Raw genomic sequence first — 18132 nt, forward strand, 5'->3', positions numbered from 1 at the left:
CTCCGCCACGTGGCGGGTCGGTCACGCACGGCGGTGGCGCCGCCGCGGCCGTCCGTGCCGTCCGCGGATGCGGACGACCGGTCCGGCGCTTCGGACGTGGTGGTCGGCGGGTTCGATCCGCCTGTCGAATCCAGCTCGCTGCTCACCTTGCCAGCCTAGAGATTCACACCAACTCCGGCAGGCCCGCGCCGCGCTCGCCCGCCGGGCCCGCGTGATCCGGGCCGAGCAGCCGCGCGCCTGCGCCCGGCACCGGAGACGCACCGGCCTCACCGATCGGGGCGATGCCCTCGGCGGTCACTTCGAGGACCCGCGCGGTGGCGATGTCGAAGAACAGTCCCGAGACGGTGACGCCGCGTTCGGCGGCCGCCCGCCGCACCGCCGGATGCCGGTGCAGCGTCTCCACCTGCACCGCCACGTTCACCATGCTCAGCTGGTCGATCTCGCCGAAGCCCGCGGCGCGCGCGGCCGCGGCGACCGGGTGCCCGGCCAGGAAGCGCCGCAGGCTGGGCTGGGCGTGCACCAGCCACGGCGCGATGCCCGGGTCGGTGTCGCCGCCGGAGTGCAGGGCCGTCATCGCCCCACAGCTGGAATGCCCGCACACCACCACGCAGCGCACGCTCAGTTCCTCGAGGGCGAAGACCAGCGCCGCGTCCACCGAGGCGTCCCCGCACGCGGGCACCAGGTTGCCGACATTGCGGACGGTGAACAGGTCGCCCGGTCCGCTGTTGGTGATCACATTGGGCACGATCCTGGAATCGGAGCAGGTGAGGAAGAACGAGTCCGGATCCTGCCGGTGCACGAGGTCGTCCAGATGCGGGCGGACCATGTGGGCGTGACTGCGGTGGTATGCCGCGACGCCCGCGGTCACCGGATCGTGATGCGGCGCCTCCGCTCGCCGCCACGGCCCGAGCACCTCGTCCCACACCGACCTGCCGAAGCCGCGGGCGGGCGGGCCGGTCACGGCGTCGGACATCCGCACGCTGCCGATCTCCACGAATTCCACACTGCCGCCGCTGTCCTCCTGCCTGCGCACCCAGTCCTGCAGTGCCTCGACCGCGGCGTGGTCGAGGAAATCGACGGTCAGCTCGACGGTCACGTCGGCGTCGGCGGGCACCTTCGCCAGTTCCCCGAACAGCCTGGGCAGGGCCAGGAACGTGCAGGAGCCGTCCACGCGCACTCGCCAGCGCTGTGACTGCGGGATCGGCTCGGCCACGATGGCGACCCGCACCACCCGCCACAGCAGCAGCGCGAAGGCCAGCAGCAGGCCGAGGATCACGCCTTCGAGCAGGTTCAGCAGCACCACGCCGCCGATGGTCACCAGGTAGACGAGCAGGTCGCCGGTGCGGCGGGCGAGCTTGATGTGGGAGATCTTGACCAGCTGGATCCCGATGACGACGAGCAGTCCGGCCAGCGCCGCGGTCGGGATCTGCTCCACCACCGACACCAGCGCCACCGAGAACACCAGCAGCCACACCCCGTGCAGCACCGCCGAGGCCCGGCTGCGCGCGCCCGCCTGCGCATTGGTCGCACTGCGCACGATCACCCCGGTCACCGGGAGGCCGCCGAGCAGACCGGAGAGCACATTCGCCGATCCCTGCCCGATCAGTTCGCGATCGAAATTCGTGCGCGGGCCGATGTGCATCCGATCCACCGCGACCGCCGAGAGCAGGCTCTCCACGCTGGCGATCAGCGCGATCGTCAGCACCATGAGCGCCACCGCGCCCCAGCCGCCGGAGGGGATGCCGGGCAGGGCGATGGCGTCGAACAACGAGCTGCTCAACACGATTCGCTCCACCTGCACCGGCGCGAGCAGTGACACCACCGTCGCCGCGACGACCGCGACCAGCGGTCCCGGCACCGCCCGCACCCGGGCGGGCAGGTACCGCCAGCCCAGCATCACCGCGACGACCAGGCCGCCGACCAGGGCCGCGCCGACGTTCATCGACAGCACCTGCCCCGGCAGCGCGGTCAGGTTGCCCCACGCGGAGCTGCGCGAATCACCGCCGAGGAGCACATGGACCTGCTGCAGCGCGATCGTCACGCCGATGCCCGCCAGCATGGCGTGCACCACCACCGGCGCCACCGCCAGTGCGGCGCGGGCGACCCGGCTCAGCCCGAACAGGATCTGCAGCACGCCCGCCGCGACCACAATGAAACAGGTTGTGCGCCAGCCGAACTGGGCGATGGACTCGGCCACCACGACGGTCAGCCCGGCCGCCGGGCCGCTCACCTGCAGGACCGAACCGCCGAGGCAGCCGACCACCATGCCGCCCACCACCGCGGCGATGAGTCCCGCCGCGACCGGCGCGCCGGAGGCCATCGCGATGCCGAGCGACAGCGGCAGGGCGACCAGGAATACCACAATCGAGGCCGGAAGATCGTGCCGCAGAACGGATTTCCAATATCCGCTGCGATACTCCGGGCCGGGGGCAGTGGGGGGTGCGTGCTCGCTGGCGACAGACATGGGTCAGCTCCTTCGCCGCCCCGTTCCCGGACCGACCCGGAAGACGCGGCGGCAGACGATTCGATGTGTCCTACAGGGCATTTCGGCGCGAAACCATGGTCCCGCGGTTCGGTGGTCTCCGGCGCGACGGCCGGAGAGGGCGCGCGGCGAGCTAGGGCAGCGCCTCGGGAAAACTCGAACGCGCCGCGTCCCGCCGACGCGAGATCGTCGATCCGCCAGTGGAATTCACGACATCGGACGACATCGGTGTCTGGCAGGGCTCGGGAAACATATTTCTCCTTCGCCATCGACGGACCTCGCGGTCCGGATGGTTCATCGGTGGAACATGTGCGGGCGGGACAACCGGGCGACAGGCGGGGCGCACAGCATCCCGGCGCGGGGCACTCGAGCGTTGTGCGACCCGAAGACAGCCGGGCCGGGATCAATAGTAAAGACATACCAAAGACTTCGGAAAGCCCGAGACGGCCGCGATCACCAATCGCTACAAGAATGAGACACGCATCACAGACGCGCGACAGCGTGGCCAACGGAACGAGATCGGTGCGGCAGCCGCGACGGTCACCGGACCGATCATGGACAGCGCCCGGATCGGCAGCAGCGCAGCCAGGGCGCCGGCTGCCGGCTGCACGCCGTTTCAGGCGCGGAGATCAGCGCACGCGGGCGGAGGCGATACGCCCGGCGACGACCAGCGCGGCCAGCGCGACCGCTCCGGCCACGGTAACCACCCGGTTGACATCGACCGCGGGCTGCCATCGCACCCGGCCGTCACGGATGACATAGGCCCCGACCGGTTTCGCACCCACACCGAAGCCGCCACCGGTTCCTTCCTGCCCCTTCCGGTCGATCCCACTGCCGCCGCCGCCACGGCCGCTGATCGCGGCGACGCCGATGATCGTGGTGCCGTCGCGTTCGATCGGCTCGGCGTATACCCGCTTCACCGTCATCGCGTCACGGGCCGCGGCGAGCATCTCGTCGACCTTCATCGTGCCTCCCTGATACTCGTCCCTCGATCGCACCGGACCGGTCGTGCCCGGATTCGTCACGGCCTTCGCCGGCGCTCGGCCACCTTGCGGATAAGCCTCAGAATACGGTGCCGTCACGCCGTCCCTGCGCTGTGCGCCGTGTGGGTCCGGCGGACTCCAGCCGGCAGAGCACCGGACCGACGCCGCTCGGCGACACGGCCGATCGGCCCGGGCGCTGAGGACCAACGGCCGCAGAGCCCCCCGTACCGAGCCTCTACCGTAGGACTATCCGCATCCCTCGATCAGGGGCGTCGAAATGACCGACGAGCGTCGATACCTGGGTCGACCCGGTCAACTGAACAACGCTCGAGCGGGTCATCCCCCGAGCGGTGAACGAGATCGAGCACCGCGGAAACAATCACCCCGCTGCAATCACCGCGAAGGAGCTCACCATGTCCCATGCCCACGATCCGTTCGCGCCTGCCGTGCACACCGCGCACGAGTGGCTACGCGCCGTCGCCGACGGACTCGGCACCACCGATCTGGTCTTCGCCCATCGCTCGCTGCGTGCCTGGATGCACGTCGTGCGTGATCGTCTCGGAGTGGCCAATTCCGCTCACCTCACCGCCCAGTTGCCCGAATTGTTGCGCGGGATCTACTACGAGGGCTGGGTGCCCGCCCATACGCCGGTGCGACACGGCCTGAAGGAATTCATCGATCAGTTCGCCGCCACCGCGGAGATCGATCGCGACGAAGTGGGGCCGGTAGCCGGCGCCGTTACCGAGGCACTGGCCGAGCGGTTCTCCCCCGGCCAGATGGACCGGGTGTTCTCGGTGCTGCCGACGCATCTGTACAGCATCCTGCGCGGTGAGCCGGTGAGCCGGACCACCGAGCACCTCGCACCGCAGCCGGCCGCCCTCGACCAGGCGACGTTGCTGCAGGAAAGGGTGCAGGCACTGGGTGATGCGGTGGCCGCCCTCGCCCGTGGTCTCGAACAACTGCCCATCGAGGCCGGTGACTCCGACCGCACCGCCTCCGCCGCCCAGGAAGCGCATCGGATCCTGCTCGCCGAAGGCCTGGGTGTCGGCGCCCAGAAGCGCTGAACCGGCCCTTTTCGGCATCAGTCCTGCCGATCCTCCCGCTGATCGATCAATCAGCGGGAGTGATCAATCCGAGGTGCCCGTCGTAGCGGTGGTAGAGCACGCAGCCACGGCCGAGCACCTTGTCGTGGAAGAACACGAACGGCTGGTCGGCGAGTTCGAGTCGAGAGGCCGCTTCCTCGACGGTCAGCTCCGGCGGCGGGATCGGGCTCATCGTCATACCAGGAAGATCCGCGACGACCGCCTCGGGGCGGGCAGCGACCTGCGCGAGCCGGTAGGAACCGTCGGGGGTGCGATAGAGCACGCTGTCGGCGCCACTGCCGGCTTCGACGAACAGGTGGAAGTCGTAATCGAGCGCTTCGGCCTCCGCGGCGGCGGCGCCACAGGTCTCCTGAGCCAGCGCATATGCCTTGTGCCGCACCACTTCTCGGGTCTCGGGCGGGCGGGGGTAATACGGCAGTTGCGGCCGGGGCGCGTCGCCGTGGCGCCACTCGTGCTCGCCGTGGCTCGCCCGCAGCCGCCGAATCGACTCACCCCGGCGATCGACTGCGGCCAGCCGTGCCTTCAACCGCGCCTGCAACAGGTCGACCGCCTCACGCGTGGTCGCGGCCTCCACTTGGACTCGGACGGCGCGACCGCCGACATCGGCGACGACCTGCGCCACCACGCGCAGGCTCACCGCGGGATCGCCGTGCCCGCTGAGCCGGACCCGGGCCGAGAGCACCGGTGCGGGGGCGTGTGCGAGGGCGTGCCCGATCTTCTCGCGCGCGTAGTCGGCACCGGCGGCCGATACGTACCGGCCCGTGGACACCCGTACCGGCTGCTCGGGAGCCGCGTGTTCCGGCGCGGCCTCGCCACCACGACCCACTTCCTCGGCAGTCTGGGCGGCAGCCAGTTCGGCGGTGTGCTCGCCTTCGGCGATCATCTGTTGCAGCCGGGCTCTCGACAATGTCGAGGGGCCACATTCACAGCCGCCGGGTAACGCGTCGTCGCGCGGGTCCTCCGCCGAGAGCAGATCGGCATAGACGGTGCCACGCTGATGTGCACCGTGACCGGTGTCGACGAAGTCGCGCTCGCCGTGGGCGTGCGAGCCGACGACCGATCGGTACACCGGGCCCTGCGCGGTATCGAGGACCGCGGCGACGTGGTGGTTGTGGGGGCACCGAACCGTGAGGAGCACCTCCGGGCTCGCACCCGCCGACTCCATCGCGTGCTCGGCCAGGCGCCTGCGTTCGAGGGGAGATGGGCTCGAGTTCTCGGGCATGTGTCCACGATCCCCCGCACCTCCAGCCGCAACAAGTGGCCGAAGAGTTCGATGACGATGACGATCGACCCTTGGGCCCGCCGGTCGTCCGGGCCAGAATGTCGCCGCGGCGAGCACTCGGGCGACTCCACCGGCTCGAGCGCGATGGTCTCGTCGATGTGGACGATCGCGTCGCAGCGGGCCGTGAGCAGGTAAGCAGTGCCCGCAGTCGGGCGACTGGCAACCTCCGGCCCCGGAATCGGTGACGTTCGTCTCTGCCGGCGGACCGGGCCGACGATGCACGGTGAAGGGGTCCGTCCGGACAACTCGACGAATCCGCACACGTGGCAAGGCAGCCGACCATGGGCTCTCGAGAATCACACATGACCCAGACGGATCTGTTCGCCTGGAGCATGGAACACGATCCACTTCTGCGCTCGACCATTGTCACGGTGCTCATCCTCGACACCGAACCGGATCGGGCGCGGCTGGTCGAACTGATGGATCGGGGCACCAAGGTAGTGCCCAGATTCCGGCACGTGTTGTCGGCGGCTCCGATGAATCTCACGCCGCCCCGGTGGAAGCCGGATACCGACTTCGATCTGTCCTGGCACCTGCGCTGGTCCGCCTTGCCCGCGCCCGGCGATCTGTCCACCGTCCTCGACTTCGCGCGGACCGAGATGATGACCGCCTTCGATCCGATCCGTCCGCTGTGGACCTTCACCGTGCTCACCGGGTTGTCCGGCGCCCGGTGCGCGGCCGTGCTCAAGGTGCACCACAGCCTGACCGACGGCATCGGTGGCATCCAGATCGCAGGCGAGATTCTGGATTTCGCACGGGAGGGCACCACACGCGAGCCCGCCGGCGACAGCGCCGAACCCGATTCGGGCGCACTGGCCGACATCGTGACGTGGAACCTCTCGACCGGTTACCAGGTCGCGCGGGCCGGACTGTCACGCGCCGCGTCGGCCGCGCGGCAGACACTCACCGCTCCGGTGCGAGCCGCCCGCGACGGTGCGGGGCTGGCCTCGTCGCTGGTGCGTTTCGTACGTCCCATCACGAGCACCATGTCGCCGGTGATGACCGAGCGCGGCCAGGCCAGGCAACTGAGCGTGCTCGAGGCACCGCTCGCCGCGATGTCCGCAGCGGCCCACCGGGCGCAATGCACCCTCAACGATGCCTACCTCGCGGCATTGCTGCTCGGTCTGCGGACCTACCACGATCGTCACGGTGCGCCGGTCGAACAGCTCCGCATCACGATGCCGATCAGCATCAGGACCCCGGAGGACCCGATCGGCGGAAATCGCATCACCCTTGCGAGGTTCGCGGTGCGCGCCGACATCGACGACCCGGTCGCCATGATGCGCGCGGTGCACACCACGGTCGAGGCCTGGCGTCACGAACAGGCGATCCCGCTGTCCAACGCGGTGGCCGCCGTGTTGAACCGGCTGCCCAGCATGGTGCTCGCCCAAATGCTCGAGCACGTCGATTTCGTCGCTTCCGATGTCCTCGGCTCACCGGTGCCGCTGTACCTCGCCGGCGCCGCGGTGGAGCAACTGCACGCCTTCGGTCCGACACTGGGAACGGCCTTCAACGCGACCCTGGTCTCCCACACCGGCACCTGCTACATCGGTCTCGACATCGACACCGCCGCCGTGACGGACCCGGCGGAATTCCTCGAATGCCTGAACAACGGTCTGCACGCGATCCTCACTTCCGAGGTCTCGCCACCCGAAGCGGCGTCGTGAACCCACCGCCGTGAGCCGCGCCGACCTCGTCGGCACTACCGAAGAAAGTAACTCAACCACCGAGGAGATCACTGTGACCAGCATCGCCAGGCAATTGCGTTCCCGCTCCCCGCTCCCAGCGCTGACCGAATGGCTGTCCGGCTTCCCTGATCTCGACACCATGCGCCCGTTCTTCGACGGCCATCTGATCAAGGTCGAAGTCGACCAGAGCAACGACCGCTTCGTCGTCCGCGCCGAAATGCCCGGCGTCGATCCCGAGAAGGACATCGCGGTGACGGTGCGCGAGGGCCTGCTCACCATTCGCGCCGAGCGCACCGAGCAGCACGAGTACAAAGGCCGGTCGGAATTCGAGTACGGCTCCTTCGTGCGCACCTTGGCCCTGCCCACAGGTGCCCGCGAGGACGACATCACCGCAGGCTACGACAAGGGCATCCTCACGGTGACGGTCCCGGTGGCCGAGACAGCCGAATCCGGCGAGAAGAAGGTCGCCATCACCTCCGGCCCCTGAACCGCACCACGCGGAGCTGTTCTCGGGCAGTTCGCCCGGACCGGACCGAGAGGACTCCGATCATGTTCGAACTCCATGGTCGCAGCGCCGTCGTGACCGGCGGCGCGCGTGGAATCGGCGCCGCGGTCGCCCGGTCGCTGGCCCGCGCCGGAGCGGGGGTCGTCGTCGCCGACCTCCTCGACAGCGAGGGCAGGGACACCGCCGAGAGCCTGGAACGAGGTGGGCGATTCGCCCACCTCGACGTCACCCAGGAGAACGAGTGGCGGGAGGTACTCGGCATCGCCGAGGACACTTCCGGACCGCTCGGCGTGCTGATCAACAATGCGGGCATTCTCGATTTCGGTGAGATCGCCGAGCAGTCGCCCTCGGCGTTCCGGCATGTGCTCGATGTCAACCTCTTCGGGTCCTGGCTGGGCATGCACACCGCGGCACCGCTGTTGCGCGCGGCCGGTGGCGGAGTCATCGTGAACATCTCGTCGACCGCGGGGCTGATGGGCTACTCGGGCATCGGCGCCTATGTGGCCAGCAAATGGGGCTTACGCGGTCTCACCAAGACCGCCGCCATCGAGCTCGGCGGCGCGGGCATCCGCGTCTGTTCGGTCCATCCCGGCCCGATCGACACTCCCATGACCGCCGACATGGATCGCGCCGTCGCCGCCGCGCAGCCGCTTCCGCGCTTCGGCGAGCCCGCGGAAGTGGCCGCGATGGTCACCTTCATCGTCACCGAGGCCGGCTTCTCCACGGGGTCGGAATTCGTGCTGGACGGCGGGGCCACAGCGGGCCAGGTGCTCTCGCCGCCCGCCAGATGAACCGACCCGCCTCGCAGTCCGGAAAGGACTCCCGATGACCGATCGCTCCGAGGACAACCGTCACGCACTCGCCTCCGCGGCCGTGGTCGTCGGCACGGACGGCTCCGAACCCGCCGCGATCGCCGTGCGCTGGGCCGCGCGCACGGCGTCCGACCGCGGTCGCCGCCTGCTGATCGTGCACGGAATCGACCTGGCGAACACCCGCGCGACATTCGACAACAGCCAGATCGAAGCCCCTTCGATCATCGAGGCATTCCATAACCGGGGCGCGCGATTGCTGTCCGAGGCCGAAGCTCTCGCCCGCGAGATCGCCCCCACCGTCGAGATCGGCACCGACCTGGCCGACGACAATCCTGCCCGCCGTCTGATCGCGCTCTCCGAGCGGGCTCATATGGTCGTCCTGGGCGCCGCGGCGAGAGTCGGCCCCTTCGCCCATCTCGGGTCCACCCTGCTCGCGGTCACCGCGCACGCCCACGGCGCCGTGGTGGTCGTGCGCGGCGGGCCGAGCCCCGATCGTGCGCCGGTCGTGGTCGGTGTGGACGCGGGCGCGGCCGGCGAGCCTGCGATCGAGGCGGCATTCGCCGAGGCCGCCGTGCGCGGGGTCGATCTCGTCGCCGTGCACGCCTGGAGCGACCTGTCCTCCACGGAGTTCGCAGGCGCCTCTTATGTCGGCACGCCGCCGGGAACACTGCTGGACAGCGAACGGGCGCTACTGGCCGAACGACTCGCCGGCTGGCAGGAGAGATATCCGAACGTCACCGTGACGCGTCATGTGTATCTGTCGGGCCCACGCGAGCAATTGGGTGAGTGGTCACGCGAAGCGCAGTTGCTCGTGGTCGGCAGCCGTGGCCGCGGTGGATTCCGCTCGCTGCTGCTCGGGTCCACCAGCAACTGGCTCGTGCAACACGCCGACTGTCCGGTGATGGTCGTCCACGCCGAATGAGCTGCCCGGCGGGTCACCGATGCGCCTCCCGCACGACACATCGGAAACCCAAGTGGCAGGTTGCGGTGTCCTCGGTCTGGCCCTGCCGGGCCGCCGGCCGATATCGCAGACAGTAGTTGGCGGCGCACAGATACGACCCCCCTTTCACTACGCGCCGGGGAAAGCGCCCGTCCGCGTCCGGACCCGGGGCATCCACACGCGGATCGAGTGGAGCGCAGCAACCCGATACGGGGTGTTCGGATCGGAAGAAGTCGGCCGTCCACTCCCACACATTGCCGGTCATGTCGACAAGGCCGTAGCCGTTGGGCGCATAGGTGCCGACCGCCGTGGTGCCGGGGATCGGCGCCTGTCCCCGGCCCGGCTGGAAGAACCACGGGAATTCGCCGACCCAGATGTTGGCCATGCGCCGTCCGGTGGGTTCCGGCTCGTCACCCCAGACGTAGACGGCCGAATCCAGCCCGCCCCGGGCGGCGAATTCCCACTCCGCCTCCGTGGGCAGGGTTTTGCCCGCCCAGTTCGCGTACGCCATCGCGTCGGCACAGGCGATCTGGGTGACGGGGTGGCGGTCGAGACCGGCGAGCGTGCTCCCCGGTCCCCGCGGATGACGCCAGTCCGCACCGGGAACGTAATGCCACCATCGACGCCAGTCGTCCAACGGCACCGGTCCGGCGGTCGGCTGGAACACGAGAGCACCGGCCACGAGATCTTCCGGTGCGGCCTCCGGATAGTCCTCCGCGACCGGGGTCCGCTCGGCGACGGTCACATAGCCGGTCTGTTTCACGAAACGCCGGAACTCGGCATTGGTCACCGGATGGGCGTCGATCCAGAACGGATTGACCCGCGCCCGGTGCACCGGTCGCTCTTCGGGGAAGAAGTCCGCCGATCCCATCGCGAACTCGCCGCCGGGAACGCGGATCATTCCGCGCGGCGGCTTCTCCCCGGCGCCCGTTCGCATGCGCGTCAATCGCGGGAGAACGCCGAGGCCGCGGCCATTTCCAGATCCAGGTACGGTCTGCCGGTGACGTCTTCGACGACCTCGCGTATGACGCCGCCGCGGAACGGGAACGGTGCCCGGTACCGCGCGCTGACCGACTGACCGCTGTCCCGGCCGACCCGAACCCCTTCTCCCACACCGGAGAACACGGTGGGCTGGATCCGCATGTCCGCGAATACGCCCACCGGCTCGGTGTCTATGTAGAGCACCGCCTCCCCGCTCGGTGTGAAGCTGTCGCCGCGCGTTCCCCGCCGCTCGTAACGGACTCCGAGAATGTGGTCACCGGTCGGCACCGGACGGTCGGAGACGATGACCTGCTCCTCTTCACCGAGGAAGTTGTAGACGTAGCACAGGCGCCCGTCCTGCAGGAACAAGGTGTGCCCGCCCCGACGGCCGCCGTGTGCGAACAGAACGCCCTCGTACGAGGGGCTGGTGATGGTGGTCTCGGCGAGCAGCGCGAAGGATCTGCCGAGGATCTCGAGTGCCGCTCCCGGCCCCACTTCGGCGATGCCCGGGTAGTAGGCCATGTGATCTCTGGCCTTGGCGTAGCCCGGGCGCTCCCGGGTCATCGTGGCGATGACGTCGAGGTCGTTGAGCGGCAGACCGTTGTACTTCTCCGCTTCCGAGAACCACAGCGCTTTCAGCTCTTCCAGCTTCTCCGGGTGCCGGTCGGCCAGATCCCGGAGCTGGCTGCGGTCGGTGTCGAGATGGAACAGCTCCCAGCGGTCGGCGTCGAAGTGGCCCCAGCCCGAGGGGCACGCCGGGTGCACGGCGTCGGCGAACCAGCCACGATGCCAGATGCCCCGGGTTCCCAGCATCGAATAGAACTGGGTGTGCTTGCCCGTGTCGGCCTCCGCGTCGTCGAACAGCGCCCGGAAACCGACCCCCTCGAGCGGACGCTGCGGCACATTGCCGACCGTGTCCGGGAACGGGACGCCGAGCAGGTCGTACACCGTGGGAGTGATGTCGCAGACGTTGACGTACTGGTGGCGCAGTTCGCCCCGGGCCGCTATTCCGGCGGGCCACGCCATCAGGCACGGGTCCGCGATGCCGCCCTCGTGCGAGGCGTACCGCTTGTACAGCTTGTACGGCGTGTTGAAGGCCATCGCCCAGCCGATGCTGTAGTGGTTGTAGGCAATCGGCGAACCGAGTTCGTCCAGCTTGGCCAGGCTGTCGTCGATCGTGTCGATATAGCCGTTGAAGAACTTCATCTCGTTCGCGGATCCGTTGGGACCGCCCTCGCCGCTGGCCCCGTTGTCGGAGAAGGCGACGATGATCGTGTTGTCCAGCTGCCCGCTCTCCTCGAGATAATCCAGCAACCGGCCGATCTGGGCGTCGGTGTAGGACAGGAACCCGGCGAACACCTCCGCCTGCCGCCGGAACAACCGTTTCTCCTCCTCGGACAGCGAATCCCACGGTCGCACCGTGTCCTGCGCCGGCCACGGCGCACCATCCGGACTGGTCGCATCCGAATACGGATTGATGGGCGGCAGTTCGGTGTTCTCGGGCACCAGCCCCCTGCGCTTCTGCTCGGCCAGGACGATCTCCCGGTACCGCTCGTACCCCATGTCGAAGCGACCGCGATATCTGTCGGCCCATTCGCGCGCCACATGATGCGGTGCGTGGCCGGCGCCGGGACACAGATACAGAAACCACGGCTTGTCGGGCGCGATCACCTTCGCGTCACGGATGAACTCGATGGACCTGTCGGCCAGATCCCGCGACAGGTGGTATCCGTTCTCCGGGGAGTACGGGGGCGAGATGGGGTGATTGTCGTAGACGAGATCGGGATACCACTGATCGGCCTCTCCGCCGAGGAATCCGTAGAAGCGTTCGAAACCGCGCCCCAGCGGCCAGTGCCGCTTCGAAGCCGCGAGATTCTCCTCCTCCAGCGGTGTCAGGTGCCATTTGCCGACAGCGTAGGTGTTCCAGCCCCGCTCGGCGAGGACTTCCGAGCACAAGGCGGTCTCGGCCGGAATCCGTCCGCTCATGCTCGGAAATCCGTCGCTGAATTCTTCGATGGTCGCCATTCCCACCGAGGTCGGGTTCCGGCCGGTCAGCAGAGCCGCGCGGCTGGGCGAACACAGGGCGGTGGTGTGGAATTGGGTGAACTGGACACCGAGTTCGGCGATCCGGCGCATGTTCGGCATCTCGACCAGGCCGCCGTAACAGTCCCAGGTCCCGATTCCGATGTCGTCCCACACCAGGTACAGCACGTTCGGTGCGCCCGGCGGCGCTGTGGGCTCGACATAGGGCGCCCAGTCGGCGACCGAATCACGGATGTCGAGCGCGATGTGCCCGCGGAATTCCTGAGCCATCATCCACCTCCGGGTCGGCGAACAATCGGTTCACCGGTGATCGATTTCTCGGCCCCCTACCCCGTTTTCCGGACTGATGACCGGAACGTTCGGCAATTCTCCATCCATCGTCTCCGCTGCGGCGACATCGGCGATCGGAGTCGGCATCTACAGGCTATCGGCCGACGGGCGGGCCGGCAGGGAATCGAACCGGACGATATGGGAGGGCGGCCTGATCGTGACCAGCCGACCCCCGTTCCGGTTTCCGGCCCGGATCGGCGCCGGGCCAGGGCGGACATCAATTCGCCACTCCGCACCAGTCCATCGCCGTCAGCCCCGAAATCGTTGTCGCGGGGACGTTTTCGTCCATCGAGCACGACCCGCCCGCCCGGTGCGCTCTCGGACCCGCTCGAAAACCGCGGCGAAGCCCTGGCCACCGCCGATGCCCATGGCACCTGAGCACCGCCCAGCGGTGACCTGCCGTCGCGCCCTTCGACGGCATCGAATCGGCCTTCCGTGTGGACGATTTCGTCTCCCCCGATCGCCGCGCAGATCGAGGATCGCACCGCCACCGCGCGATCGGCACCGTCATCGGCGGTCTCGGCGGCGCGGCCGTGGGCTGTGTCCTCAGCGGCATCGCCGGCGCGACCGTTGTGGCCGCGGCGATCGTCGGCCTCTTCGGCGGCTTCCCGCCCACCGCTGCCGTCGGCTGCCCCGGCGGCGTCGGCCCCCGGATGCTGCGCGGTGGCGGCAGAAGTCGCCGACGGCCTGTTCGTCCACCCGTTCCTCACGATATACGGGGGGTCGCCACCGCGGCGCTGGCCGCGGGCGGACGTCGTGCGCGCATGCAGGGTGTCGACGGCATTCGTGCTCGAGCTGAACAGACCCAGCTACATCGCCGGGCGCTCCGTGGACAGCGGCGAGTGAGTGCACGTGCTCTCGCGCGCGATGCTGGACGACTCGTTCGCCAGCATGACGCTCAAACGACGCCTCGACGCCGGCGAGATCTCGATGTCGGACACCGCGCCCGGCACCGTCGCCGGCCGGGTGGCCATCGCCGATATCGACACCGCCGCGTCGGCTCTCGCACAGGCCGCGCAGGCCGCCGAGCAGTGGCGGCAGGCACCGGTGTCCGTCCGGGTCGACGAGTGGCTGGAACTGCAGTGCCATGCCGTGTCCGCGGTCAGGATCGTGGCGCCCTTGGTCGTGGCATCGTCGAGGCAGTTGTGGAAACTGTGCGGATACCGGCCGGTGACCAGCAGCGTCACCGCCGCGACGATCAGGTTCGAACAGCCACAGCCGGCGGGACGGCGCCGGGTCGTACGACGAGCGCAGCGACACGGGGCGCGCGGGCCGGCATTCGTCGTTCATGACGACTGGTCGGGTAGCTCTTGGACCGCTGTGAACCAGGAGACATGTGCGCCGTGTGTTGGACAGCCCGCAATGCCCAGACGCCCACCGCTTCGCGGCCATGTCGCGACACACCCGGCAGGTATCCTGAACGTGGGGTCGGGTATCAGAACGTGAGGACGCTCGGCATGAGCGAAGAAAGGGACGAATCCGCGCCCCCGCTGGAACAGACGCAACGCGCCGCGGCGCCGAACCGACGAGGTGCGGGCCCGGCGGAGACCGAGATAATCGAGGGACTGAACGCGGCCGGCTTCGAAGATCCGGTCGAGATCGGCCGTGGCGGGTTCGGCGTCGTGTACCGGTGCAGGCAACCGGACCTCGATCGCACGGTCGCCGTGAAGGTTCTCACCGCCTTCGACGGGCAGAACACCGCGCGTTTCCTGCGTGAAGAGCGCGCCATGGGACGGCTGACCGGCCACCCGAACATCGTCGACATCCTGCAGATCGGCAGCACCGGCGACGGGCATCCCTTCATCGTCATGCCCTACTACGCGCTCGGCTCGCTCGCCGATCGTCTCCGCACCTCGGGTCCCTTCGGTCACGAAGACACCGTGCGGATCGGGGTGAAGATCGCGGGCGCACTCGCGGCCGCGCACCGGATGAACATCCTGCACCGCGATGTCAAACCCGCCAACATCCTGCTCTCGGAATACGGGGAGCCCGCTCTGACGGATTTCGGCATCGCGCACCTTCCCGGCGGTTTCGAAACCGCCGCCGGGCTGGTCACCGGGTCACCGGCCTACACCGCACCGGAAATCCTCTCCGGCGCGCACGCCACCGCCGCGTCCGACATCTACGGCCTCGGCGCCACCCTGCTCGCCACGTTGACCGGGCACGCGGCCTTCGAACGGCGTTCCGGGGAGAAGGTCGTCGCCCATTTCGTTCGGGTCGTCTCCGAGCCCACGCCCGATCTCGGCGAACTCGGTGTGGCCGAAGACGTCGCCGCCGTCATCGACCGAGCGATGTCGCCCGATCCCGCCGATCGCCCCAGCGCTGTCGAACTCGCCGACGAGCTCCGGGCATGCCAGGCCAGGCACGGCTTCGCCGTCGACTATCCGTCGATACCGGCCGAGGGCGAGGAACCCCGTCGGCGGTCGGCTGTCTCCCCCGCGCCGACGCACCGCGCTGCCGCACGGAACAACAATCTCCCCGCGGAACTGACCTCGTTCGTCGGACGACGACAGGAGCTGAGCGACGCGAAGAACGTCATCACCTCGACGCGGCTGCTGACCCTGACCGGGATGAGCGGTGTGGGCAAGACCCGTCTGGCGTTGCGCATCATGGCCGGGGTGCAACGAAAGTTCCGGGACGGCGTCTGGCTGGTCGAGCTCGCAGACCTGCATGATCCCTCACTTCTCGTCCCCACGATCATGACCGCTCTCGGCATCCGGGAGCTGACGTCACAACCCGCGGGCCAGGCACTCGACGACTTCCTCGACTCCCGGCAGATTCTGGTGGCGCTCGACAGTTGCGAGAGCTCGATCGACGAGGTCGCCGCGCTGGCGGCGACTCTGCTGCGCTCACATGCCGACCTGCACATTCTGGCGACGAGTATCGAACCGCTCGGCGTCAGGGGCGAGGTGGTGCTGCCGGTATCTCCGATGGCGGTGCCCGACGATCACCACGCCACCGTGCGACTGTTGCAGCGCACCGACACGGCGAAGCTGTTCGCCGACCGCGCGACGGCCGCCGACCCCGCCTTCGCGATCACCGACGCGAACAAGACCACGGTGGCACAGATCTGTCGGCGACTCGACGGGCTGCCCTTGGCCGTGGAGTTGGCGGCCGCGCGGCTGCGCACCATGACGCTCGAGCAATTGGCGGCCGGTCTCACCGACCGTTGGGCTCTGCTCACTCGTGGCGCCCGCGACGCCCCGTCGCGGCAGCAGACACTGCGCGCGGGCATCGACTGGACCTACGAGCTGTGCACCGACGACGAGCAGCGGATGTGGGCGCGACTGTCGGTGTTCGCAGGCAGCTTCGAACTCTCCGCGGCGCAGGACATCTGCGGTGACGACTTGTCCCCCGCCGCGGCGATCGACCTCGTCGCGGCACTGGTCGACAAGTCGATCGTCATCCGCGCACAGATGACCGGCGAATCGGAGCGGTTGCAGCTACTCGATGCCATCCGGCAGTACGGCCGTGAGAAGGCCGTGGCCCGCGGCGAATACGAGGCGCTGCGCGAACGCCACCTGCACTGGTACAGCCAGCTTGTCCTGGGCGCCTACCAGGACTGGATCAGCCCCAGACAGCTCGACTGGATGTCGCGCGTCGAGCGCGAGCGCTCGAATCTGCGAGAAGCGCAGGAGTACAACCTTTCCCTGGCCGGCGCCGAGCACGCGGAGACCGCGCAACTGATCAGTGCGGGACTCGTCCCCTACTGGCTGTCACGAGGACTGCTGAGCGAGGGGCGGCACTGGCTCGAACGGGCACTGTCGCACACCCCCGAACACGGAGGGCTGCCACGGGCGCGGGCTCTGCTGGCCGACGGCGTGCTGGCATCGGTCCAGAAGGATTTCCCGGCGCAGGCGGCGACGGCCCGTGAGATCCGGGCGCTCGCCGAGGCCGCACACGATCCCGCCATACGGACCATTGCCGCCAAGGCCGAAGGCTATATCGCTCTCTACGAGGGAGAGGGGGCGCGAGCCTGCGCCCTCTTCGAGCAGGACACGGCGCGTGGACCCGACGAAGGCTTGGGCACCTACGTCTGGGACCAGCTGATCCTCGGTGTGGCATACGATCTCGACGACAACTTCGAACGCGCCCGCACATGTCTGGAAGAAGTCCTCGCCATCACCGACAAGCACGGCGAGTCGGTCTATCGGTCCTATGCGCTCTGGGCGCTGGGTACCGCGTACTTCCGGCACGGCGATCTCGAAGACGCCACCCGGCTGCTGCACCAGGGACTGCGCCTCACCAACCTGATCGACGCCCCGCTCACCCGGGCATCGGGACTCGAAGTACTGGCGTGGGTGGCGTGCCGCCGGCGCGAGTTCACCCGCGCCGCGACACTACTCGGCGCGGCCTCGGCGATGGGCGCCGCGATCGGGAGCTCGTCGGTTATGTTCGGAGTCCAGATGCGCCACCACGACCAGTGCGAACGCGACGCCAGGAGCGCGCTCGGTGAGCGCGCCTTCGACAGCGCCTACCGCACAGGTAGCCGGTTCGACAGCACCGATGCGGTCGCCTACGCGCTGGGCGAGCGACAACCGGGCACAGCCACGACGCCGGGCGCGGATCCGCTGACCGCGCGGGAACGCGAAATCGCCGCACTGGTCGCCCAGGGCAACACCAACAGCGCGATCGCCGCGAAGCTGTTCATCTCCCCGCGCACGGTGGCCGGGCACGTCGAACACATCCTCGCGAAACTGGGCTTCACCTCACGGACCCAGATCGCCGCGTGGGTGCACGACACCGGCGACAGCACAGCGCACTCGGCGTGAACCGCGCCCTGCTGGCACTGCTGATCGGCAAGCTATTCGGCCGTAGTCTTCGTCGGATGGCCGTAGCGGGTGGAACGTTTGACGCCGAGGATGTCGGCGACCTGCTGCACGGTGTGCCGGCGTTCGTCGTAGAACCATTGCGCAGTCGTGGCCTGAGCGGCGGCGAGTTTCGGGCGCCGGCCGCCGCGGGTGTCGGCGACGATCAGGGCAG

General features: G+C 68.8%; 12 protein-coding genes. 7 read left to right on the top strand and 5 right to left on the bottom strand.

Annotated features, from left to right (window positions below; translation table 11 throughout):
• Positions 1-163: 163 nt before the first annotated feature.
• Complete coding sequence (locus ON26_RS17170) at positions 164-2464, bottom strand: SulP family inorganic anion transporter (protein WP_083884149.1); 2301 nt, start codon at positions 2462-2464, stop codon at positions 164-166.
• A 647-nt stretch (positions 2465-3111) separates the two neighbouring features.
• Complete coding sequence (locus ON26_RS17175; RefSeq protein WP_040797185.1) at positions 3112-3447, bottom strand: spore germination protein GerW family protein; 336 nt, start codon at positions 3445-3447, stop codon at positions 3112-3114.
• Between the two features lie 431 nt (positions 3448-3878).
• On the opposite strand from ON26_RS17175, the gene ON26_RS17180 reads away from it, so the two are divergent.
• Positions 3879-4529, top strand: a complete 651-nt coding sequence (locus ON26_RS17180) for a DUF2267 domain-containing protein (RefSeq protein WP_040797203.1) — start codon at positions 3879-3881, stop codon at positions 4527-4529.
• Positions 4530-4575: 46 nt separating this feature from the next.
• Here ON26_RS17180 and ON26_RS17185 read toward each other — a convergent pair whose 3' ends face one another.
• Positions 4576-5790: a sigma 54 modulation/S30EA ribosomal C-terminal domain-containing protein gene (locus tag ON26_RS17185; RefSeq protein ID WP_245545891.1), complete on the bottom strand. Its 1215-nt coding sequence runs from the start codon at positions 5788-5790 to the stop codon at positions 4576-4578.
• A gap of 362 nt (positions 5791-6152) precedes the next feature.
• Here ON26_RS17185 and ON26_RS17195 point away from each other — a divergent pair, with 362 nt between their 5' ends.
• The 4 genes from ON26_RS17195 to ON26_RS17210 all read left to right on the top strand — a co-directional run bounded on the left by ON26_RS17195 (position 6153) and on the right by ON26_RS17210 (position 9777).
• Entirely contained in the window at positions 6153-7517 is a 1365-nt protein-coding gene (locus ON26_RS17195) for a wax ester/triacylglycerol synthase domain-containing protein (RefSeq protein WP_083884150.1), read from the top strand.
• Between the two features lie 73 nt (positions 7518-7590).
• The gene (locus tag ON26_RS17200; RefSeq protein ID WP_040797205.1) at positions 7591-8025 is read left to right on the top strand and encodes an Hsp20/alpha crystallin family protein; all 435 of its coding nucleotides are present in this window, start codon (positions 7591-7593) and stop codon (positions 8023-8025) included.
• 62 nt (positions 8026-8087) lie between these two features.
• Positions 8088-8834, top strand: coding sequence for an SDR family NAD(P)-dependent oxidoreductase (locus tag ON26_RS17205; protein ID WP_040797188.1), 747 nt, complete (start codon positions 8088-8090; stop codon positions 8832-8834).
• A gap of 34 nt (positions 8835-8868) precedes the next feature.
• Positions 8869-9777 (top strand): universal stress protein, encoded by a 909-nt coding sequence (locus tag ON26_RS17210; RefSeq protein ID WP_040797189.1) that lies wholly within the window; start codon positions 8869-8871, stop codon positions 9775-9777.
• Between the two features lie 13 nt (positions 9778-9790).
• Here the strand turns inward: ON26_RS17210 and ON26_RS17215 are convergent, their stop codons facing one another.
• Both ON26_RS17215 and ON26_RS17220 read right to left on the bottom strand, forming a co-directional pair.
• The gene (locus tag ON26_RS17215; protein WP_040797190.1) at positions 9791-10732 is read right to left on the bottom strand and encodes a formylglycine-generating enzyme family protein; all 942 of its coding nucleotides are present in this window, start codon (positions 10730-10732) and stop codon (positions 9791-9793) included.
• A gap of 5 nt (positions 10733-10737) precedes the next feature.
• Positions 10738-13089: an arylsulfatase gene (locus ON26_RS17220; RefSeq protein WP_083884157.1), complete on the bottom strand. Its 2352-nt coding sequence runs from the start codon at positions 13087-13089 to the stop codon at positions 10738-10740.
• A gap of 912 nt (positions 13090-14001) precedes the next feature.
• Between ON26_RS17220 and ON26_RS34220 the strand changes: the two genes are divergently transcribed.
• Positions 14002-14595, top strand: coding sequence for a hypothetical protein (locus ON26_RS34220; protein WP_218000594.1), 594 nt, complete (start codon positions 14002-14004; stop codon positions 14593-14595).
• Between the two features lie 11 nt (positions 14596-14606).
• Positions 14607-17921 (top strand): protein kinase domain-containing protein, encoded by a 3315-nt coding sequence (locus ON26_RS17230; RefSeq protein WP_083884153.1) that lies wholly within the window; start codon positions 14607-14609, stop codon positions 17919-17921.
• Positions 17922-18132: the final 211 nt, after the last annotated feature.

The organism is Nocardia higoensis NBRC 100133 (assembly GCF_000308595.1).
Lineage (GTDB): Bacteria > Actinomycetota > Actinomycetes > Mycobacteriales > Mycobacteriaceae > Nocardia > Nocardia higoensis.

Coding starts and splice junctions, on each gene's coding strand:
- ON26_RS17170 (WP_083884149.1), bottom strand. CDS start 2,464: ATGTCTGTCGCCAGCGAGCACGCACCCCCCACTGCCCCCGGCCCGGAG.
- ON26_RS17175 (WP_040797185.1), bottom strand. CDS start 3,447: ATGAAGGTCGACGAGATGCTCGCCGCGGCCCGTGACGCGATGACGGTG.
- ON26_RS17180 (WP_040797203.1), top strand. CDS start 3,879: ATGTCCCATGCCCACGATCCGTTCGCGCCTGCCGTGCACACCGCGCAC.
- ON26_RS17185 (WP_245545891.1), bottom strand. CDS start 5,790: ATGCCCGAGAACTCGAGCCCATCTCCCCTCGAACGCAGGCGCCTGGCC.
- ON26_RS17195 (WP_083884150.1), top strand. CDS start 6,153: ATGACCCAGACGGATCTGTTCGCCTGGAGCATGGAACACGATCCACTT.
- ON26_RS17205 (WP_040797188.1), top strand. CDS start 8,088: ATGTTCGAACTCCATGGTCGCAGCGCCGTCGTGACCGGCGGCGCGCGT.
- ON26_RS17210 (WP_040797189.1), top strand. CDS start 8,869: ATGACCGATCGCTCCGAGGACAACCGTCACGCACTCGCCTCCGCGGCC.
- ON26_RS17215 (WP_040797190.1), bottom strand. CDS start 10,732: ATGCGAACGGGCGCCGGGGAGAAGCCGCCGCGCGGAATGATCCGCGTT.
- ON26_RS17220 (WP_083884157.1), bottom strand. CDS start 13,089: ATGGCTCAGGAATTCCGCGGGCACATCGCGCTCGACATCCGTGATTCG.
- ON26_RS17230 (WP_083884153.1), top strand. CDS start 14,607: ATGAGCGAAGAAAGGGACGAATCCGCGCCCCCGCTGGAACAGACGCAA.